At 70.3% G+C, this 21,996-nt stretch carries 9 protein-coding genes; 7 read left to right on the top strand and 2 right to left on the bottom strand.

Annotated features, from left to right (window positions below):
* Window positions 1-121 precede the first annotated feature (121 nt).
* Window positions 122-1,633, top strand: coding sequence for a flavin-containing monooxygenase (locus tag ASG12_RS11385; RefSeq protein ID WP_055789257.1), 1,512 nt, complete (start codon window positions 122-124; stop codon window positions 1,631-1,633).
* A gap of 66 nt (window positions 1,634-1,699) precedes the next feature.
* Window positions 1,700-2,596, top strand: coding sequence for an alpha/beta hydrolase (locus ASG12_RS11380; RefSeq protein WP_055789254.1), 897 nt, complete (start codon window positions 1,700-1,702; stop codon window positions 2,594-2,596).
* A gap of 47 nt (window positions 2,597-2,643) precedes the next feature.
* Here ASG12_RS11380 and ASG12_RS11375 read toward each other — a convergent pair whose 3' ends face one another.
* On the bottom strand, window positions 2,644-4,437 hold the full coding sequence (locus ASG12_RS11375) for an AMP-dependent synthetase/ligase (RefSeq protein ID WP_055789620.1): 1,794 nt from the start codon (window positions 4,435-4,437) through the stop codon (window positions 2,644-2,646).
* A 297-nt stretch (window positions 4,438-4,734) separates the two neighbouring features.
* Between ASG12_RS11375 and ASG12_RS11370 the strand changes: the two genes are divergently transcribed.
* From ASG12_RS11370 to ASG12_RS11360, 3 genes are all read left to right on the top strand, one after another.
* A complete protein-coding gene (locus tag ASG12_RS11370; RefSeq protein ID WP_200932765.1) occupies window positions 4,735-6,438 on the top strand; it encodes a DEAD/DEAH box helicase in 1,704 nt (567 codons plus the stop codon).
* A 171-nt stretch (window positions 6,439-6,609) separates the two neighbouring features.
* A complete protein-coding gene (locus ASG12_RS11365; RefSeq protein WP_055789619.1) occupies window positions 6,610-6,945 on the top strand; it encodes a rhodanese-like domain-containing protein in 336 nt (111 codons plus the stop codon).
* 204 nt (window positions 6,946-7,149) lie between these two features.
* On the top strand, window positions 7,150-11,352 hold the full coding sequence (locus ASG12_RS11360) for an AAA domain-containing protein (RefSeq protein WP_055789248.1): 4,203 nt from the start codon (window positions 7,150-7,152) through the stop codon (window positions 11,350-11,352).
* 20 nt (window positions 11,353-11,372) lie between these two features.
* Here the strand turns inward: ASG12_RS11360 and ASG12_RS11355 are convergent, their stop codons facing one another.
* On the bottom strand, window positions 11,373-11,798 hold the full coding sequence (locus ASG12_RS11355; RefSeq protein WP_055789244.1) for an HIT family protein: 426 nt from the start codon (window positions 11,796-11,798) through the stop codon (window positions 11,373-11,375).
* 518 nt (window positions 11,799-12,316) lie between these two features.
* On the opposite strand from ASG12_RS11355, the gene ASG12_RS11350 reads away from it, so the two are divergent.
* The gene (locus ASG12_RS11350; protein WP_055789241.1) at window positions 12,317-21,592 is read left to right on the top strand and encodes a type I polyketide synthase; all 9,276 of its coding nucleotides are present in this window, start codon (window positions 12,317-12,319) and stop codon (window positions 21,590-21,592) included.
* Window positions 21,589-21,990: a holo-ACP synthase AcpS gene (gene acpS / locus ASG12_RS11345; protein ID WP_045822335.1), complete on the top strand. Its 402-nt coding sequence runs from the start codon at window positions 21,589-21,591 to the stop codon at window positions 21,988-21,990. The genes ASG12_RS11350 and acpS overlap by 4 nt, the downstream gene beginning before the upstream one ends.
* Window positions 21,991-21,996 lie beyond the last annotated feature (6 nt).

Below are 21,996 nucleotides of genomic sequence, written 5' to 3'. Positions count from 1 at the left end.
CAGCGGGACCGGCGCCTCATTGTGTGTTCTCACCATTGCGGGCCGCCTGTGACCGCCCACACACTGGGAGAGTGTGCGTCGGTGACCTCCGCCGGCGAGACGCGGAAAGAGCGGGGCGCGTGTGACCACAGCGAACGAGACCGATGTCGACGTCATCATCGTCGGGGCCGGCCTGTCCGGCGTGGGTGCGGCACACCATGTCCGGGAGGCGATGCCGAACGGCAGGCTTCTCGTCCTCGAGGCCCGAGATCGCATCGGCGGGACCTGGGATCTCTTCCGCTACCCCGGAGTGCGCTGTGACTCCGACATGCAGAGCCTCAGCTACCGGTTCAACCAGTGGACCGACTCGGACTCCATCGTCTCCGGGGCCACCATCCGCGACTACATCGAGAAGACCGCGGTCGCCGACGGCACCGACGAACGAATCCGGTTCTCCCACCGCGTGACCCGCGTCGAGTTCGACAGTGAGACGACCACCTGGACGGTGACGGCCCGGCATCACGACCAGACCGTGGTCGTCACCAGTCGCTTCGTCTACCTCTGCACGGGGTACTACAGCTACGACGCCGGCCACACCCCCGACATCCCGGGACTCGGCGACTTCGCGGGTCCGGTGGTGCATCCCCAGCAGTGGCCCGCCGACCTCGACTACACCGGCAAGCGTGTGGTCGTGATCGGTAGCGGCGCAACGGCCATCACCCTGGTGCCCGCGCTCACCGAGAAGGCCGCACACGTGGTGATGCTGCAACGCTCGCCGACGTACGTGATGGCGTTCCCGCGGCACGACGACCTCGACGAGAAGATCGCGCGACGGATCGGTGCGCGACGCTCGGCGGTGCTGACCCGGTGGAAGAACGTCCTGATCGACACCGTCCTCTACCAGATGTGTCAGCGGTGGCCGCGGTACATGCGGTCGGTCATCCGCAAGGAGAACGCCGCGCAGCTCCCCGCCGATTTCGACCTCGAGAAGCACTTCACGCCGAAGTACGACCCGTGGGATCAGCGGATGTGTCTCGCGCCCGACGGCGACATCTTCTCCGTTCTCGCCGAGGGCAGCGCGTCGATCGTCACCGACACGATCGACCGCGTGACGCCGGATGCCATCACGACACGGTCGGGCGAGACCATCCCCGCCGACGTCGTCGTCACGGCCACCGGACTGCAGATGCTCGCGTTCGGCGGTATCGAGATCGTGGTCGACGGACGCGACGTCGCCCCCTCGGACACGTTGTCCTACAAGGGGATGATGCTCAGCGGTGTACCGAATCTGGTCTTCACCATCGGGTACACGAACGCGTCGTGGACGCTCAAGGCCGATCTGGTCGGCGAGCACTTCGGCCGCATGCTCTCCCACATGCGCAGGCACGGCCACGACCAGTTCGTGCCGGTGCGGCCCAGCTCCGTCGACGAGCGACCGTTGCTCGACTGCGAGGCCAATTACATCGTGCGGTCGATCGACACCTTCCCGCGCGCGGGTTCCCGGTCGCCGTGGCAGCTCGGGATGAGCTACTACCACGATGTACTCACGTTGCGGCACCGTCGTGTGGCCGACCCCGCGATGCGGTTCACCGGTCCCGGCGATCGACGTGGCGCCGCAGTCGGTCACCACGACCACGTCGAGGCGGTGCGCTGAGCGCCCTGACGGCCGATCTGTCGCCGTGCGCCGTCGCTCGCGCCGACCGCGAATAGACTCGCGCAGGTGAGCGCTGAACCGTCCACCCTCTCCGTCGAGCTCCCGGAGCTGACCGTCTCGGCCCTGACATGGGGTCCCGCCGACGGCCCGTTGGCGCTGCTGCTCCACGGCTATCCCGATTCGGCCTGGTCGTGGCGACATCTCGGGCCCGCACTCGCCGAACGCGGATTCCGCGTGGTCGCGCCGTTCAGCCGGGGATACGCCCCGAGCGGTGTGCCCGTCGACGACGACTTCCACATCGGTGCCCTCATGCACGACGTGATCGGCATCCATCGCGTTCTCGGCGGCGACGGTGAGGCCGTGGTCGTCGGCCACGACTGGGGCGCGCTCACCGCGAACGCCCTCGGCGCCTACCGCAAGTCGCCGTTCCGGGCGGTCGTGTCGATGTCGGTGCCACCGGTTCCGGCGATGGTGCGCACCGACTCGCCACCGGCGGTCGTCGCCCGCCGACTCCTACGCCAGGCGCGGATGAGCTGGTACATGGTGTTCAACCAGATCCCCGGGGTCGCCGAACGTTCACTCGACCGACTCATCCCACGGCTGTGGCACGACTGGTCGCCCGGCCACGACGCCGCCGAGGATCTCGTCCACGTCTTCGACGCGCTGCCGACCACGGCCCACCGTCGTGCGGCCCTGAGGTATTACCGCGCCCTCGCGCGTCCGACCCGCCCGCTCGCGCGGTATCGGGAGATGCACGACGCGTGGCGCCATGCGCCGACGGTGCCGACGCTGTATCTGCACGGTGTCGACGACGGGTGCATGCAGGTCGGCTACGCCGGGTCGGTACGCGACGTGCTGCCCGACGGCAGCCGTGTCGAACTGATCGACGGCGCAGGCCATTTCCTGCAGGTCGAGCAGCCCGAGGCCGTCAACCGTCTCGTGGTGGAGTTCCTGACGCGCTGACGGCGGTCACGGGCGCGGGGGAGCAGCCCCCGCGCCCCGCGACGGCGTCAGCGTTTGGCGTAGAGCTCCTCGATCGCGTCACCGTGGGCCTGGTGGATCACGTTGCGCTTGAGCTTCATGGTCGGCGTGATCTCGCCCGACTCGATGGTGAAGTCGGAGTCGAGGATGGTGAACTTCTTGATCGCCTCGGCCTTCGACACCTTCGCGTTGGCCTGCTTCACCGCTCCGTCGATCTCGGCGCGCAGTGTCTCGTTGGTCGCCAGGTCGGCGATCGAGGTGTCGGCCGACAGGCCGTTGCGCTCGAGCCAGCCGGGGACCGCCTCGGCGTCGAGGGTGATCAGCGCGGCGATGAACGGCTTGTTGTCGCCGACCACCAGGCACTGGCTCACCAGCGGGTGGGCGCGGATCGAATCCTCGAGCGGGGCGGGGGAGACGTTCTTGCCACCGGCGGTGACGATGAGTTCCTTCTTGCGGCCGGTGATCGCGAGGTAGCCGTCGGTGAGGGTGCCGATGTCGCCGGTACGGAACCACTCGCCGTCGAACGAGTCGCGGGTCGCCTCCTCGTTGTGCCAGTAACCGGCGAACACCATGGGGCCCTTGAGGAGCACCTCGCCGTCGTCGGCGATGCGCACCGAGGCGCCGGCGACGGGGCGGCCGACGGTGCCGACTCGCTGTGCGCCCGGCGCGTTGACCGTCACCGCGGCGGCGGTCTCCGACAGGCCGTAGCCCTCGTAGACCGGGATCCCGATGCCGCGGAAGAAGTGCCCGAGTCGGTCGCCGAGCGGAGCGCCACCGGAGATGGCGTCGGTGCACTTGCCGCCGAGTGCGGCGCGCAACTTCGCGTAGACCAGTGCGTCGAACACCTTGTGCTTGGCGCGCAGGGCCAGGCCGGGCGAGCCCGTGTCGAGTGCGCGGCTGTATTCGATGGCGGTGTCGGCCGCGCGGTCGAAGATCTTGCCCTTGCCGCCGTCGTAGGCCTTCTGCTTCGCGCTGTTGTAGACCTTCTCGAACACGCGCGGCACCGAGAGGATGTAGCTCGGCTGGAACTTCTCGAAGTCGGTGATCAGGTTCGCGATGTCGTTGGTGTGGCCCAACAGAACCCCGCTCTCGACCGAACCGACCGCGACGACCCGGGCGAAGATGTGCGCCAACGGGAGGAACAGCAGGGTCGAACGCCCCTCGGACATGATGTCGCCGAGCGTCTCGCGCACGCTCGCGCACTCACCGAGGAAGTTGCCGTGGGTCAGCGCCACGCCCTTCGGGTTGCCGGTGGTGCCCGAGGTGTAGACCAGGGTCGCCATGCTGTCCGAGGTGAGCGTCGACCGACGTCGGTCGAGCTCGTCGTCGCCGATGTCGGCGCCCTTGCCCGCGAGGGTGCCGAGGATGTCGTCGTCGATCACGAGGGTCTCGCGCAGTGTCGACGAGGCGGCGTCGACGACGTCGGCGTGCGTGCTGCGCATCGCCTCGTTCTCCACGATCAGCAGCGAGGTGCCCGAGTCGGAGAGGATGTACTTCACCTGATCCGACGCCGACGTCTCGTAGATCGCGACCGTGGCGGCCCCCGCGCGCCAGATCGCGTAGTCCAGCACGGTCCACTCGTAGCGGGTGGAGGACAGGATGGCGACCCGGTCACCGGGCTCGACACCGGCCGCGATGAGGCCCTTGGCCGTGGCGTCGATCTGATCGGCGAACTCGCCGGCGGTCACGATGGTCCACTTCTCACCGCGGCGGCGTCGGAAGAGCGGCAGGTCGGGGCGTTCGCTGCGGTAGCGCAGCGGTGCGTCGACGATGGCGGCGTCGTCGGCGACGGTGGTGGTCGAGGGGGTGGTCACTTCGGGCACGAGGGTCTCCAATTCGATCGTTCGACGCAGCCCGAAAACGGACAATCCCGACCTGCGGCAGCACTGTGACACAGATTACCTGGTCTGTTCCCACGGCAAACCGCGGCTGCACAACCCGCCCGTTCGGGTCCCTGCGCCGCAGGTCACGAATAACGGATCGGCCCCGGGGGCGGTTAGAGTGCTCGCGTAGACATCTCTCATCCGACGGGCCGTGAGGCCGCCGGACATCAACGATCGGCTCAGGTGCCGGGAATCGGCGGGCAAGCAGTGGACGGCAACGGGTCGCAGGCCCAATCGGTGACATTCGCCGATCTCGACATCGAACCCCGGGTGCTGCAGGCACTCAACGACGTGGGGTACGAGAGTCCCTCGCCGATCCAGGCCGAGACGATCCCGCCGCTGATGGCCGGTCGCGACGTCGTCGGTCTCGCCCAGACGGGTACCGGCAAGACCGCGGCGTTCGCGATCCCGGTGCTGTCGAAGATCTCCGGCGGCGGCCGCAAGCCGCGTGCCCTGGTGCTCGCCCCGACCCGCGAGCTCGCGCTCCAGGTCGCCGAGGCGTTCGGTAAGTACGCCGCGCACCTGCCCGACATCAAGGTCCTCCCGATCTACGGCGGCCAGAGCTACGGCGTGCAGCTGTCCGGCCTGCGTCGCGGTGCCCAGATCGTCGTCGGGACACCCGGTCGCGTGATCGACCACCTCGACAAGGGCACCCTCGACATCTCCGAACTGGATTTCCTCGTCCTCGACGAGGCCGACGAGATGCTCACCATGGGGTTCGCCGAGGACGTCGAGCGCATCCTGCGTGACACTCCCGACTCCAAGCAGGTCGCCCTGTTCTCCGCGACCATGCCCAAGGCCATCGGTCGGCTGGCGCAGAAGTACCTCAAGAGCCCGGTGGAGATCACCGTCAAGGCGAAGACGCAGACCGCGCAGAACACGACGCAGCGCTATCTGCAGGTGTCGCACCAGCGCAAACTCGACGCCCTGACGCGCGTGCTCGAGGTCGAGACCTTCGACGCGATGATCATCTTCGTCCGCACGAAGTCGGCGACCGAGGAACTCGCCGAGAAGCTGCGGTCGCGAGGGTTCTCCGCGGCGGCCATCAACGGCGACATCGTGCAGGCCCAGCGTGAGCGCACCATCGCCTCGCTCAAGGCAGGATCGCTCGACATCCTCGTGGCCACCGACGTCGCCGCCCGTGGTCTCGACGTCGACCGCATCTCCCATGTCGTCAACTACGACATCCCCCACGACACCGAGTCGTACGTGCACCGCATCGGTCGCACCGGGCGTGCAGGTCGTTCCGGTGACGCGCTGCTGTTCATCACCCCGCGTGAACGTCACCTGCTGCGGTCGATCGAGAAGGCGACCCGTCAGCCGATCACCGAGATCGGTCTGCCCAGCGTCGACGACGTCAACGCCCAGCGTGTCGCCAAGTTCGGCGAGTCGATCACCGAGAACCTGGGGTCGGAGAACATCGCGATGTTCCGGCGGCTCATCGAGAACTACGCGCAGGAGAACGATGTGGCCATGGCCGACATCGCCGCCGCGCTGGCCCTCGAGACGCGTGACGGCGGGTTCCTGCTGAGCCCCGATCCGCCGGCGAGCGAGCGCAAGGCCGGGGCAGAGCGTAGCGAGCGCCGCCCTCGCGAGGGTGGCACCAACTTCGCGACGTACCGCATCGCGGTGGGCAAGAAGAACAACGTCACCCCCGGCGCGATCGTCGGTGCGATCGCCAACGAGGGCGGGTTGAGCCGCGGCGACTTCGGGCACATCAGCATCCGCGCCGATTACAGCCTCGTCGAACTCCCCGAGGATCTCGGCCGCGAGACGCTCACCGCGCTGCGCAGCACCCGGATCATGAACGTGCCCATCAACCTGAGCAAGGATCAGGGTCCGCCGCGGCAGCGCTCGTCGGCGCGCCAGGGCAGCGGTCGCGGCGGCGACTTCGGCGGCCGACGCGGTGCTCCGCGCGTGGCCGGTCGCGGTCGCAACTGATCCGTACGGCCGGCTCCACCCGCGGGTCTCACCGCCTACAGGAAACTTTCCCGTAACATCGGCTCGGCTGCGTCCGATGTCACATCCACGGGCTACGACATCGTCGTCGTACCCGACCGGACGTCAGCGTCAGAAATTCTCCTGCAGTAACAAGGATCGGTGAGTTCCCCGGTGTCAGTGGTGGATCCAATCTCGGCGACAGAAGCGGCCGAGCACACACAACAGGGTGCGGCCGTCGTGGTGGACATGCGTCCCCAGGTGGTTCGTCATCAAGGAAGTCTCCCCGGGGCGGTGATCGTGGAGCCGGCCGATCTGACCGCCGCGTTCGAGCCGACCTCCCCCCGTCGGATGCCCTGCGTGTGCGACCTGGACGTCGAGATCGCCGTGGTGTCGGTGCGCGCGCAGGCCCGCCGCATCGCCGAGCAGATCGCCGCGCTGGGCTACACCAACGTGCGCTACGTCGATGGGGACTTCCCGGCCTTCCGCTCGGCGCTGCTCGCCGGCTGATCGAGCTCGACGGTCGGTCCGGCCGCGCGTCCCTTCCGCGCGTCACCGCGCGAGGCGTGGTCATCGAATATCGTGGGCACCCATGAATGCGAAGGTCAGGGCCCGAGCAGGTAGCGTTCACTCTGCCTCGGTCCATAGACCTGAGGTTCACCTCGAGGTGACCCGACGACCTCGACCGCTGCTGGTGCGGGCGAAGAGGACCTGATGACCGAATCGATGTCCGTCGACGATCGACGCGCACGGGTGTTGCGGCTGTTGCAGTTCCTGCACGAGCTCATCCGTGCGAAGTCCGATGTCGTCCGCAACGTCGACGACCACGAGGCCCTCGTCTGGCTCGGCGACGACCACGGTCTGCCGGTGCGCACCAAGGCCGCCCCCGGTGAACGCTTCCTCGAACTGCGCCCGACCGGTGCGGGCGCCGACGGTTTCGCGAGCGTCGCGGCCATGCTCGACGACCTCGCCGAACGTCCCGAGTCCCTCGAACTCGTCCTCGCGACCGGTCTGCTGACGGTCGGATCCGAAGCCTCCGCCGACGACGACGTCCCGGCGGTCAACCAGCACCTGCTGACCCAGGCCGTCGTCGCCGAACACGACCACACCGCCGACACCATCTCGATCAGCCTGGCCGGCGACTCGGTCCCCGAACTCCAGGACAGTCACCTCCTCACCGGGGTCGACGGATTCGACCTCGGCCGGTCGGGGGAGGTCGCCGATCTGCTGGCCGCGCAGCCGTCGGTGCTCGCACCCGCCGTCGCCGACATCGTCGAGACCTGGCGCACCACCGTGCCGACGGGTTCGGTGCCCGTGACCGTCACCGCCACACCGGCTCTCGTGCTGCGCAACCGTGGCTCGGGCGCGATCCTCGGCTACTACGAGGCCATGATGGCATCACTGCGCGACGCCGACGGCGACGCCTCGATCCCCATCGGACTGGCCCAGCTCGTCGAACCGATCGAGTCCGAGGAACGCGTCGCGAGACTGGCCGAGGCCGGCGCGATGTCGGCGGGCGAACTCGTGGAGGACGCGCTCTACCCGTTGGCGTCGAACGTCGAACAGCGCGACATCCTCGCCCAGCTCGGACTCGACAGCGGCGTCGTGGTGGAGGGTCCTCCCGGCACCGGCAAGACGCACACCATCGCCAACCTCATGGCTGCCCTGCTGGCCAAGGGGCAGCGCGTGCTGGTCGTGAGCGAGAAGGCCCAGGCGCTGCAGGTGCTGCGCGACAAGCTCCCGCCGGAACTGCGCGAGCTCGCCGTCGCCATCACCGACGTCACCAAGGACGGCTCGTCGTCGCTGGTGGAGAGCGTCGAGGCGATCGCCGCCCGCAAGGGGTCGTTCCAGTCGCGGGTGGTGACGTCCGAGATCAAGAACCTGCGGTCCAAGCGCGACCAGGCGCGCGCCAAACGCGAGCAGATCCTGCGTGAGATCTGGCAGCTGCGCGAGTCGGAGACCGAGAAGCACGAGTGGGTGGCCGCGGGCTACAGCGGAACCGCCGCGCACATCGTGCGGACCTGCCAGGAGGTCGCCGACCGGTACGACTGGCTGCCCGGCCCCCTCGAATCGGCGCTGCCGCCCCTCGACACCGACGAGATGGACCGTCTGCTGACGTTGCTGCGCGAGCGCGACGACACCTGGGCGAGCCGCCTCGCCCAGCGCCTGCCCGATCTGGAGGCGTTCCTGCCCGGGTCGGTCGAGCTGGACTCGATCTGCGCGCGCATCGCCGAGCAACCGAGCGAGAAGATGGTCGGGAGCGGCTCGCTGCTCGCCATCCTCTCCGACGTCGACAGCGGTCGGCTCCTCGTCATCAAGAACCAGTGCGACCACCTCGGCGCGGCCGTCCGCGAGGTGCGGACGTTCCCCGAGCACCTGCAGCAGATGGCCGAGCGCCTGCTCTCCGGCGAGGCCGCCTACCTGTGGAATCGCGTCACCCAGATCTCGGCCGTCATCGACGAGGCCACCCGGCGCGACCGTGACATCGGCACCCACGAGGTGTCGGTCTCGTCCGGTGACGGTACCGCCGGGGCCCCCGCCGGCGCGGCGTCGGTGTTCGACGACGTCGCGCAGTACCTCCGATCGGGTGGTGTGTGGCGCTCGCGCTTCCGCAAGTCGCCGCAGCAGCGGGCCGTCGACGCACTCGGTGTCGTGGCCACGGTCGACGGACGTGCGCCCGCCGACGCCGACACCATGCAACTCGTCGCCGACCACCTCGCCGTGCTCGAGGGCGTCGGTCGCGTGCAGACCGTCCTCGCCGACGTCGACGTCCCGGTCGACACCACCGGGTCGCGGTCGTCGCAACTGGGGCAACTCGTCCGGCTCGACGAGCAGCTGGGCTGGATCTCCGAGCTCCTCACCGGCCGTGACGCACTCGTCCGTCAGCTCGAGTCGATCAGCCCCGGCGGACCCCGCCCGAAGAGCATCGACGAGGTCGCCGAGGTGGCCCGCCAGACCGGTGCGATCGCGGCGACCAACGACGCCGTGCTGGCCCGGCGCGAACTCGACGAGCACGCGCGAGCGCTCAGCGCCGAGGTCGACCAGGGACCGTCCGACGAGGGCGAGGCCCTCGTGTCGGCCATCGTCGCCGCCGACTCCGACGCCATCAAGGAGTCGCGCCGGGCGTTCAACTCCGCACGCGCACAACGTGATCGGCAGGGTGCGTTGGACCTGCTCGAACTCCGCCTGAAGCAGAAGGCGCCCGAGCTGCACCGCCTGCTGCGGGAGACCGCCGACGACCGCGCGTGGGACGCCCGTCTGCGCGAGTTGACCGACGCCTGGTCGTGGCGCCGCGCCTATTCGTGGGCGTCGGACCGCAGTGACCCGAATCGCGAGTCACGCCTCGAGTCCGATCTCGACGCCGTCGAGGCCGACATAGGTCACTTCACCGCCGGGTTGGCCGCGGCGTGCGCGTGGCGCGAATGCCTCGAACACATGTCCGTCGCGCAGGTGCAGGCCCTGCAGTCCTACCGCGACCACATCACCAACCTCGGCAAGGGATCGGGCAAGCACGCCGAACGGTTCCGTCGTGCCGCACGGTCGGCGATGACGCAGGCCCAGGGTGCGGTCCCGGCGTGGATCATGCCGATCTCACAGGTCCTCTCGTCGATCACCCCGGAACAGAACTCGTTCGACGTCGTGATCGTCGACGAGGCGAGCCAGGCCGACATCACCAGCCTGTTCCTGCTGTGGCTCGCGCCCCGGGTGATCGTCGTCGGCGACGACAGGCAGTGTGCGCCGGGGACATCCGGTGCCGCCGGGCTCGACGACGTCTTCGCCAAGCTCGACACCTACCTCCCCGACGTGCCGCAGTACATGCGGGACAGCCTCACCCCGCGGTCCAGCCTGTTCTCCATGCTGCGCACACGATTCGGCCACGTCGTGCGGCTGCGCGAGCACTTCCGGTCGATGCCGGAGATCATCGAGTACTCCTCGCGACAGTTCTACCCGGACTCGCCGCTGGTGCCGGTGCGTCAGTTCGGCGCCGACCGACTGCCGCCGCTGCGCACGGTCTTCGTGCCCGAGGCGGTCGCCACCGGCGACAGCTCGGCGCTGACCAACAGCGTCGAGGCCGACGCACTCGTCGAGGCGCTCGTCGCCTGCGCCGACGACGAGCGCTACGCCGGCCTCACCTTCGGTGTGGTGGTGCTGCAGGGCCAACGCCAGGTCGACCTCATCACCCAGCGCCTACGTGCGGCGCTGACCCCGGAGCAGTGGCACGAACGGTCGCTGCGCATCGGGACGCCGCCGGACTTCCAGGGCGACGAACGCCATGTGGTGTTCCTGTCGATGGTGGTCTCGGTCGACCGGAACCCGGTGTCGCTCACCAGGAGTGAGTCGCAGCGCCGGTTCAACGTGGCGGCGTCGCGCGCGATGGAGCAGCTGTGGTTGTTCCACTCGGTCGCCTCGGCCGACCTCAAGCCGAACGACCTGCGCTACTCGCTGCTGTCGTACATGGAACGCACCGAGGGTGCGCTGGTGGATCCGATGCCGTCGGTGGTGACCGTCGACGAGCGGTGCGAGCCGTTCGAGAGCCTCTTCGAGCAGCAGATCTTCCTCGACCTGACCGCACGGGGCTATCACGTCAACCCGAAGGTGTCGGTGAACAACCGCGTGATCGATCTAGTGGTCACCGGCGCCGATGCCCGACTGGCGGTGGAGTGCGACGGTGACGAGTTCACCAGCACGCCCGAGCAGGCCCGCGCCGACATGGAACGCGAACGCGAGCTACGGCGCTGCGGCTGGCGGTTCTGGCGCGTCCGCGAGTCGGAGTACCTCCTCGATCCCGAGCGCGCCCTGGCCGGACTGTGGACCGAACTCGACGCGCGGGGTGTCGCCGCGCACTCGGTCCCCGACAGCGATGTCGCGCGGGTGGCGCAGGGCTGGGAACCGATCGATCTCACCGGCGGCGACTGACCGCATCCCTCTCGCGGCGCTCAGGTCCCCTCGGGCATCGCCGCGCGCACCGCGGCCACGGTTGCGTCCGGGTCGGGATCGCGGCGCATCACCAGACCGCGGGCGAACGACAAGCGGTCGCCGTGGTGGCGGGGGACCACGTGCACGTGGGTGTGGAACACCGTCTGGAATGCCGCACGTCCGTCGTTGATCATCACGTTGACCCCGTCGGCGGCGATCGACGACGACCGCAGGGCCGCGCCGATCATCCGGGCGGCGTCGAACAGCCGTGTACCCATCTCGCTGGTGATGCCCGCGAGATCGGGATGGTGCTCGCGGGGGATGACCAGCGTATGGCCCGGTCGTACCGGACGGATGTCGAGAAAGCCCATCACGTGATCGTCGGAGTAGACCATCCGTGCCGGGGCGGTGCCGGCCACGATCGCGCAGAACACGCACTCACTCATGACAGCCACCCTAGGGTGCGCGTCGCCAACCCTGACGACGCGCTGTGATCGCCCGCCACACGGGACGACACGATGAGCCCCGCCACCACCTCATAACGATTCGGTAACGAACTGTTCTGCGTCTCGGAGCGGACGCCGACGGGGCGCATCGACGCCGTCACATGGGGGTTCGTCGGGAGTCGCGGGAGGGTCCGACCGGCCCTGCGAAGTTACCCGCGGGGTTACTCGCGGGTATACCCGGCGGTCACCCCAAAACATGAGGGATCCCTCATTTTCGTGTGCGACGATGGTTCTCGTGCCGCACCGGGTGGACGGCGAGTACCCACCGAGCCCCGACTCCGCACCGCGGAATCGGAACTCCACCGACTCGACCCCACACCCGTTGCGCACCAGGCCCTTTCGACCGCCTCGACGATGAGCCAGCGGTCAGCCGAACCGATACTTCCCGCCCGCCCCGACGACCCGCTCCGCGGTTCGTCGATGCCGTGGCACGCACCACCACATCGAGGAGATCATCAGTGACCGTTCACCAGTTCCGCAGCGGCCCCGGGGATTCGGCAGCATCGTTCCGACCCGACGAGACCTTGATCAGCCGACTGCGGGCCGGTGACCGGTACGCGGTCAGCTTCGGCGGCCAGGGCATCGCGTGGCTCCCGGCGCTGGCCGAGCTGGTCATCGACGCCGAGCTCGACCGTTCGGTCGGCCAGATCGTCGACGCCGCCGAGCAGCTCCTGGCTCCCGTCGCCGACGAACTCGCCGCGCAGCGGCCCGACGGCTTCCATCCGCTCAGTTGGGTCCACGCGCTCGGCGCCGACGAGCCCGTGCCCGCCGAGGCGATCCTGTCGGGCGCCGCGCTGTCGGTTCCCGGCATCCTGCTGTCCCAGCTCGCCGCGGTCGCCGCGCTGCGCAAGCAGGGTCTCGACACCGCCGAGATCCCGGCACACGCCGTCGTCGGTCACTCGCAGGGCGTGATGGCCGTCGAGTCGCTCTCCGACGACACCCACACCACCACGGGCGGAACGGGCGCTCTGCTCGCCCTGGCCCATCTCATCGGTGCCGCCGGGGCCACCGTCGCCCGGCGGGTCGGCCTGGCCACCACCGCCGACGGCGCGCCGATGATGTCGATCACCAACGTCGTCCCCGGCCGCGTCGAGGAACTCCTCACCCGCTACCGCGCCACCATCGCCGACGCCGACCTCCACAACGCACCCGCACTGGCGATCCGCAACGGTCGTCGCTCGGTCGTGGTGTCGGGGTCGCCGCGTCACCTCACCGCGTTCGAGGCGATGTGCGACACCGTCGCCGCCGGCGAGGCCGCCGATCGCAAGCGCAAGGTGATGGGCGGAGCGCCCTTCGCACCCGTCTTCGACCGCCTCACCGTCGGCATCGCCTTCCACCACGCCGCACTGGCACCCGCCCGCGACCTGGTGGTCGCGTGGGCGCAGCGCTGCGGGCTCGACACCGACTGGGCCGCACGCCTGGCCGACGCCGTCCTCGTCGACCCGGTCGACTGGGTGTCGACGCTCGACGGCGTCGCCGACTCGGGTGTCTCGTGGGTCCTCGACATGGGGCCGTCCGACGTCGCGACCCGCCTGTCGGTACCCGTCCTGCGTGGCCGGGGTATCGGCTGCATCGCGGTCGGACTGCGCGGCGGCCAGCGAAACCTGTTCGCCCCCGGCGGTATCCCCGAGGTCGCGCCGCCGTGGTCGTCGTTCGCACCGACCCTGGCCGAGCTCCCCGACGGTCGACGCGTGGTCGAGACGTCCTTCACCCGCCTCACGGGCCGGTCGCCGATGCTGCTCGCCGGCATGACCCCGACCACGGTCGACCCGGCCATCGTCGCCGCGGCGGCCAACGCCGGTCACTGGGCCGAGCTCGCCGGCGGTGGCCAGGTCACCGAGGCGATCTTCGCCGACAACGTCGCCCGCCTGACCGACCTCCTCGAGCCCGGACGCCAGGCCCAGTTCAACGCCCTGTTCCTCGATCCCTACCTGTGGAAGCTGCAGCTCGGCGGCAAGCGCCTCGTCCAGAAGGCGCGCGCCGCCGGCGCACCCCTCGACGGTGTCGTGGTCTCGGCGGGGATCCCCGAACTCGACGACGCCGTGGCCCTGGTCTCCGAACTGGCCGAGGCCGGCATCCCGCACATCGCCTTCAAGCCCGGCACCGTCGAGCAGATCCGCGCGGTGGTGCGCATCGCCGCCGAGGTGCCCTCGCACCCGATCATCGTCCACATCGAAGGCGGTCGCGCGGGTGGTCACCACTCGTGGGAGGACCTCGACGACCTGCTGCTGGCGACCTACGCCGAGCTGCGCTCGCGCACCAACGCCGTGATCTGCGTCGGCGGCGGCATCGGTACGCCGGCACGGGCGGGGGACTACCTCACCGGCGCGTGGTCGCAGGCGCACGGCTACCCGGCCATGCCGGTCGACGGCATCCTGCTGGGCACCGTCACCATGGCTGCCCTCGAGGCGACCACCTCGCCCGCGGTGAAGCAGCTGCTCGTCGACACCCCCGGATGCGACACCTGGATCGGTGCCGGCCACGCCGACGCGGGCATGGCGTCGGGCCGCAGTCAGCTCGGTGCCGACATCCACGAGGTCGACAACTCCGCCTCGGCGTGCGGCCGCCTCCTCGACGAGGTCGCCGGCGACGCCGACGCCGTCGCCGATCGGCGCGACGAGATCGTCACCGCGCTCGACCGCACCGCCAAGCCCTACTTCGGCGACCTCGCCGCGATGACCTACCGGCAGTGGCTGACCCGCTACGCCGACCTCGCCGTCGGCACCGATCCCGGACCGTCGCCGGTGTGGGCCGACATCACCTGGCGGCAGCGCTTCGCCGAGATGCTGCAGCGGGCCGAGGCGCGCCTGCACCCGACCGACCGCGGCGAGTTCGCCTCCGCGTTCGCCGGCGAGCGCGCCACCGACGCGCCGCACGCCGCGATCGACGTCCTCGGCAGCCTGTACCCGGCCATCGACGCCGACGTGCTGCACCCCGCCGACGTCGCGTTCTTCCTCGGTCTGTGCCGCACACCCGGCAAGCCGGTCAACTTCGTCCCCGTCATCGACAAGGACGTGCGCCGCTGGTGGCGCAGCGACTCGCTGTGGCAGGCCCACGACCCGCGCTACGGCGCCGACGAGGTCTGCATCATCCCCGGTCCCGTCGCGGTCGCCGGCATCACGACCGTCGACGAACCGATCGGCGCCCTGCTCGACCGGTTCGAGGCACACGTGGCCGGCGACATCGCCGCCACCGGCGCCCAGCCGGCCGCCGTCAGCAGCCGCCTGCGGCGCGGGATCGTCGACGGCGCGGGTGTGCTGGTCGACATCATCGAGACCGACACCGTGCTGTGGGCCGGACGCATCGTGGCCAACCCCATCGCGCTTCTCGGCGACCGCTCGGCATGGACCCTGCTCGATGGTGACGGTTTCGACGCCACCGGCTCGCGTCGCGCCGAGCACGAGCCCACCGGCTCGGTGCTCGAGCGCACCGACGACGGCGTGTCCCTCACCGTTCCCGTCGCGACGACACGGGTCACCATCGCCATGACCGTCGACGCCTCTCTCGCCGACGGCGGCAGCCCCGAGGTGTCGCTCGACGCCGCGGCCGCGGCCATGGGCGCCATCCTCGGTGTCGCCGCGGGCCACGCACTGCCCGAGGTCGTCGACGGTGCCGCGACGACGACCGTCCGGTGGACCGCCGACCTCCCGGCCGACCACTCGGCGGTCACCGCGCACACCCTGCCCGCCCATCTCTCGGCGTCGGTGCCCACGGGCAGTGCGGGATTCGCGGTCCCCGACGCGCTCGTCGGACTGACGTGGCCGAGCGTCTTCGCCGCGATCGGCGCCGCCCGGACCTCGGCGGGGACGCCGGTCGTCGAAGGCCTGCTCGATCTGGTGCACCTCGATCACGCGGTCTCCACCGCCGCCGTCCTGCCCCGGGTCGACACCGACCTCGTCGTCGTCGCCCGTACCGGTGAGGTCGTCGACACCGACCTCGGTCGTGTCGTGGAGGTGTCGGTCGACATCACGAGCGACGCCGGTCCGGTCGCGTCGATGATCGAGCGGTTCGCGATCCGCGGTCGCCTCGGCGACGGTGTGCTCGCCGAGCCCGTCCGCGCCGGCGGAGCGATCGACACCGAGACCACCGCCACGCGCAAGCTCCTGCGCTCGGCCGTCGTCACCGCGCCCGCACGGATGCACGGTTTCGCCGCCGTCTCCGGTGACCGCAACCCGATCCACACCGACTCCAACGCGGCCCGCCTCGCCGGGCTGGGAGAGCCGATCGTGCACGGGATGTGGCTGTCGGCCGCCGCCCAACACGTCGCCACCGCAACCGATTCCGCGGAACCGGTGCCGGCCGCACGACCCCTGCTGGGCTGGACGGCCCGCTACATGGGCATGGTCCGCACCGGCGACCGGGTCGCGATCCGCGTCGACCGGGTGGCCATCGACCACGGCCGCGAGATCGTGGAGGTCACCTGCAAGGTCGACGACGCGCTCGTCATGACCGCCACCGGTCGGCTCGCCGCGCCGCGCACCGTCTACGCGTTCCCGGGTCAGGGCATCCAGAGCGCGGGCATGGGGCTCGACGCCCGCAGCCGATCGAAGGCCGCCCGTGAGGTCTGGGACCGGGCCGACGCCCACACCCGTTCCGCGCTGGGCTTCTCGATCCTCGCGGTGGTCCGCGACAACCCGACGACCCTCGTCGCCAACGGCACCACCTACAACCATCCCGACGGCGTCCTGTTCCTCACCCAGTTCACCCAGGTCGCCATGGCCACCCTCGGCGTGGCGCAGATCGCCGAGCTGACCGAGTCGGGTGGATTCGTCACCGACGCCATCACCTGCGGTCACTCCGTCGGCGAGTACAACGCCCTCGCGGCGTGCGCCGGTGTGTTGCCCCTCGAGGCCGTCCTCGAGGTCGTCTTCCAGCGCGGCGAGGCCATGCACCACCTCGTGCCCCGCGACGCCGACGGTCGCAGCGACTACCGTCTCGCGGCCATCCGTCCGAGTCAGATCGGGCTCGTCGACGACGAGGTCGTCGCCTTCGTCACCGAGGTCGGCGCGCAGTGTGGCGAGTTCCTCGAGGTGGTCAACCTCAACCTGCTCGGATCGCAGTACGCGATCGCCGGAACCGTCCGGGGCCTCGAACACCTCGAGGCCGAGATCGACCGTCGCCGTGCACAGTTCGGCGGCAAGCGGGCGTTCATCCTCATCCCGGGTATCGACGTACCGTTCCACTCCACGGTGCTGCGTGCCGGCGTCCCGGAGTTCCGTCGCCGCCTGCAGGAACTGCTGCCGGAGTCGTTCGACCCCGACGTCCTCATCGGCCGGTACGTGCCGAACCTGGTGCCCCGTCTGTTCACCCTCGACCGCGACTTCGTCGCCGAGATCGCCGCGCTGGTGCCGTCGGACCCGCTCGAGGAGGTCCTCGCCGACTGGGACGTGGCCAGTGCCGACCGCACCGCCCTGGCCCGCACGGTGCTGATCGAGTTGCTCGCATGGCAGTTCGCGAGCCCCGTCCGGTGGATCGAGACCCAGGACCTGCTGTTCTCCCCGCGGGAGACCGGTGGTCTGGGTGTCGAGCGTTTCGTCGAGGTCGGCGTGAAGTCCGCTCCCACCCTCGCCGGACTCGCCGCGAACACCCTCAAGCTCGACGACTACGCCGGGGCCACGGTGCAGGTCCTCAACCTCGAGCGCGACGACCAGGTCGTCCTTGCGCTCGACGCCGATCCCGAGCCCGAACCCGAGGCCGAGGAATCCGATGCCTCCGGCGCCGACGCACCGGCCGAGTCCGCACCCGCCGCCGTCGCGGTGGCACCGGCTCCCGCCGCGGCCACCGGTGGTCCGCGTCCCGACGACATCACGTTCGTCCCCGCCGACGCGGTCGCGGCCGTCATCGCGCTGTGGACCAAGATGCGTCCCGACCAGATCGGTGCCGCCGACACCATCGAGGCGCTGTGCGACGGTGTCTCGTCACGACGCAACCAGCTGCTGCTCGACATCGGCGGTGAGCTCGGTCTCGGAGCCATCGACGGTGCGGCCGAGGCCGACATGGCGGCGCTGGCCTCCACCGTCAACAGCCTCGCCCGCGGCTACAAGCCGTTCGGCGCGGTCCTCGGTGACGCGATCACCGATCAGCTGCGCAAGGTGGTCGGCCCGCTCAACAAGCGGCCGTCGTACGTCTCCGACCGCGTGTCCTCGGTCTGGCAGCTCGGCCCCGGGTGGGCGTTGCACGCCACGGTCGCGGTCGCGCTCGGCAGCCGCGAGGGTGTCAGCGTCCGCGGCGGCGACCTCGGCGGGTTGTCCTCGGGTCCGATCGGCGGTGTCGACGCACTCGACTCCGTGATCGACGCCGCCGTCGCCGAGGTCGGTGCACGACGCGGCGTCAGCGTCGCCAAGCCGTCCGCCGAGGGTGGTGCCGGGGGCACGGTCGATCTCGCCGCACTCGGCGATCTCACCGAACAGTTCACCGGCCGCACCGGGGCACTGGCGAGCGCCGCCTACGCGATCCTCGACAAGCTCGGTCTCCACACCGTCGTCCCCGCCGAGATCGATGACGAGGCCGATCGCACCCAGGCGGTCGTCGACCGTGTGAGCGCCGAGCTCGGCGCGGACTGGATGCGCACCGTCGCGCCGACGTTCGACGAACGCACCACCGTGCTCATCGACGACCGGTGGGCCTCGGCCCGCGAGGATCTCGCGCGCCTGTGGGTGACCGACGAGCACGAGCTCGACACCGACTTCGAGCGCATCACCGCTCGCTTCGCCGGTGCCGGCGACGCGGTCGCCCACCACGCGACGTGGTGGCAGGGCAAGGCGCTGCACGCCGCCTACCCGGTGCACGCCCGGACCTACTCCCACATCGCCCACGCCGCACAGGATCCCGCGCCCGGCCGCTGGACCGACGAGATCGCCGTCGTCACCGGTGCCAGCGCCGGATCGATCGCCGCAGCCGTCGTCGGCAAGCTGCTCGGTGGCGGCGCGACGGTCATCGCGACGAGTTCGCGGTTGGATTCCGAGCGCATCGCGTTCTTCCGGAAGCTCTACCGCGACAACGCGCGTGACGGCGCGGCGCTCTGGCTGGCCTCGGCCAACATGAGCTCCTACACCGACGTCGACGACCTGGTCGCCTGGATCGGTGCGGAGCAGACCGAGAACCTCGGTGGCACCACCGGCGTGGTGAAGCCGGCGATGAAGCCGACGCTGCTGTTCCCGTTCGCCGCGCCGCGCGTGGCCGGGGACCTCACCGACGCCGGCGGTCGCGCCGAGCTCGAGATGAAGGTGCTGCTCTGGTCGGTGGAACGTCTCATCGCCGGACTCGGCGCGCTCGGGGCCGATCACGATCTGGCCGCACGCCTGCATGTGGTGCTCCCGGGGTCGCCCAACCGCGGGATGTTCGGCGGCGACGGCGCCTACGGCGAGAGCAAGGCCGCCCTCGACGCCCTCGTGACCCGATGGGGTGCCGAGGAATCGTGGAACTCCACGGTCACCCTCGCCCACGCGTTGATCGGCTGGGTTCGCGGAACGGGGCTCATGGGCCACAACGACGGCATGGTCGCCGCCGTGGAGGCCGCGGGTGTCCGAACCTGGGCCACCGAGGAGATGGCCGACGAGTTGCTGGGTCTGTGTGTGCCGCAGGCACGTACGGCAGCCCGGGAGAAGCCCGTCGTCGCCGACTTCACCGCCGGACTCGATCCCGCGTCGATCGATCTGAAGGCGCTCGCAGCGGCCGCGGCCGAGGCCGCCGACGCGGAGCCGACCGACGACGTCGCCGACACCACCCCGACGGTGGCGGCACTTCCGGCGCCCGCGCGTGCCGCGGTGGCCACCAGCCCGGCGTGGCCGACGCTCGACGTCGCACCGGAGGACCTGGTCGTCATCGTCGGCGCCGGGGAACTCGGCCCCTACGGCAGTGCCCGCACCCGCTTCGAGATGGAGGTCGACGAGGAGCTCTCGGCGGCCGGCGTCCTCGAGTTGGCCTGGAACACCGGGCTCATCGTGTGGGAGGAGACCCCGAAGCCGGGGTGGTACGACACCGAATCCGGTGACCCGGTCGCGGAGAGCGAGATCGCCGATCGCTATCACGACGCGGTCGTCGAACGCTGCGGCATCCGCCGGTACGCCGACGAGGGCGCGATGGTCGACAACACCTCGCCGCTGCTGACGTCGGTCTTCCTCGACGAGGACCTGACCTTCGGTGTCGCCTCGGAGGAGGAGGCGCGCGCCTTCGCCGCATCCGACCCCGGGAAGACCTCGGTCGCCCACGACGGCGAGACCGGGGAGTGGACGGTGACCCGACGGGCCGGCACCGAGATCCGCGTCCCGCGCCGGTTCTCGCTCAGCCGCACCGTGGGCGGGCAGATCCCCACCGGGTTCGACCCGACCCGCTGGGGCATCTCACCGGACATGGCCGAATCGGTCGACCGGGTCGCGCTGTGGAACCTCGTCGCGACCGTCGACGCGTTCCTCGGCTCGGGCTTCGAGCCGTCGGAGCTGATGCGCTGGGTCCACCCCGGCCTCGTCGCCAACACCCAGGGCACCGGCATGGGTGGCATGGAGTCGATGCGTTCGCTGTACATCGACACCCTGCTCGGCGAGTCGAAGGCCAACGACATCCTGCAGGAGGCGCTGCCCAACGTCGTCGCCGCACACGTGGTGCAGTCCTACATCGGCAGCTACGGCGCGATGATCCACCCGGTCGCGGCCTGTGCGACCGCGGCGGTCTCGGTCGAGGAGGGCGTCGACAAGATCCGTCTCGGCAAGGCCCTGTTCGCGGTCGCCGGCGGATTCGACGACCTCGGCATCGAGGGCATCGTCGGATTCGGTGACATGTCGGCCACCGCCGACTCCGCGAAGATGGCCGCCCGCGGGATCGACCCGCGACGGTTCTCGCGCGCCAACGATCGGCGGCGTGGAGGATTCGTCGAATCGCAGGGCGGCGGAACGGTTCTGCTCGCCCGGGGTGACGTCGCCGCGGAGATGGGTCTCCCGGTCCTCGGTGTGGTCGCGTGGGCGCAGAGCTTCGGCGACGGCGTGCACACGTCGATCCCGGCCCCCGGCATCGGAGCCCTGGGCGCTGCACGTGGGCGCAGCGGTTCGCCGATGGCGAAGGCGCTCACCGCACTCGGCGTGAGCGCCGACGACGTCGCCTTGGTGTCCAAGCACGACACCTCCACCAAGGCCAACGACCCGAACGAGGCCGATCTGCACGAGCGTCTCGCCGGAGCACTGGGCCGCAACGACGGCGCCCCACTGTTCGTGGTGTCGCAGAAGTCGCTGACCGGACACGCCAAGGGCGGCGCGGCGGCGTTCCAGCTGATCGGGCTGTGCCAGATGCTGCGCGACGGGGTCATCCCGCCGAACCGGAGTCTGGACTGTGTGGACGAGACCATGCGCCGCCACGATCACCTCGTGTGGGTCACCGAACCCCTGCGACTGGGGGAGCGGTTCCCGCTCAAGGCGGGTCTGCTGACGAGCCTCGGCTTCGGTCACGTCTCCGGCCTCATCGCCGTCGTGCACCCGGAGGCGTTCGTGGCGAGCCTCGATCCGGCTGTGCGCGAGGACTATCGACGTCGCGCGGCCGAGCGTGCCCGCGCCGGTGCGCAGCGGATGCTGGAGGCGATGTGCGGCGGTGACGCCCTCTACCGTCGTCCGCCGAACCGCCGGCTCGGCGACGCGGGTGTCGACGCCGAGCGGGAGGCGTCCCTGCTGCTCGACGAGTCCACGCGGCTCGACGCCGACGGCAACTACCCCTCGGTGTCCGGCACGTCGGTGGTCGGCGCCTCGTGACGGTGGTTGGGATCGGGATCGACGTGGTGTCGATCCCGGAGTTCGCCGAACAACTCGCCCAGCCGGGGACGACGTTCGCCGATCGGTTCACCGTCGGCGAGCGTCGCGACTCGGCGGCGGGGACCGCGGAGGACGCCCGGCACCTCGCGGGTCGGTGGGCGGCCAAGGAGGCGGTGATCAAGGCGTGGTCGGTGAGCCGGTTCGCCCGGTCGCCGGTCATGCCCGAGATCCGACACAGCGACATCGAGGTCGTGACCGACACCTGGGGCCGCCCGGCGATCCGACTCGGCGGGGAGATCGGACGGCATCTCGAGGGGTCGACGGTCCACATCTCGCTGACCCACGACGGCTCGATCGCGGCCGCCGTGGCCGTCCTGGAGGACGAACCGGCCGGCTGAGAGGCC

It is taken from the genome of Williamsia sp. Leaf354 (assembly GCF_001424365.1).
Lineage (GTDB): Bacteria > Actinomycetota > Actinomycetes > Mycobacteriales > Mycobacteriaceae > Williamsia_A.
Note: the sequence above shows the minus strand (reverse complement) of the source record. Positions and strands in the feature narration are given on the sequence as shown.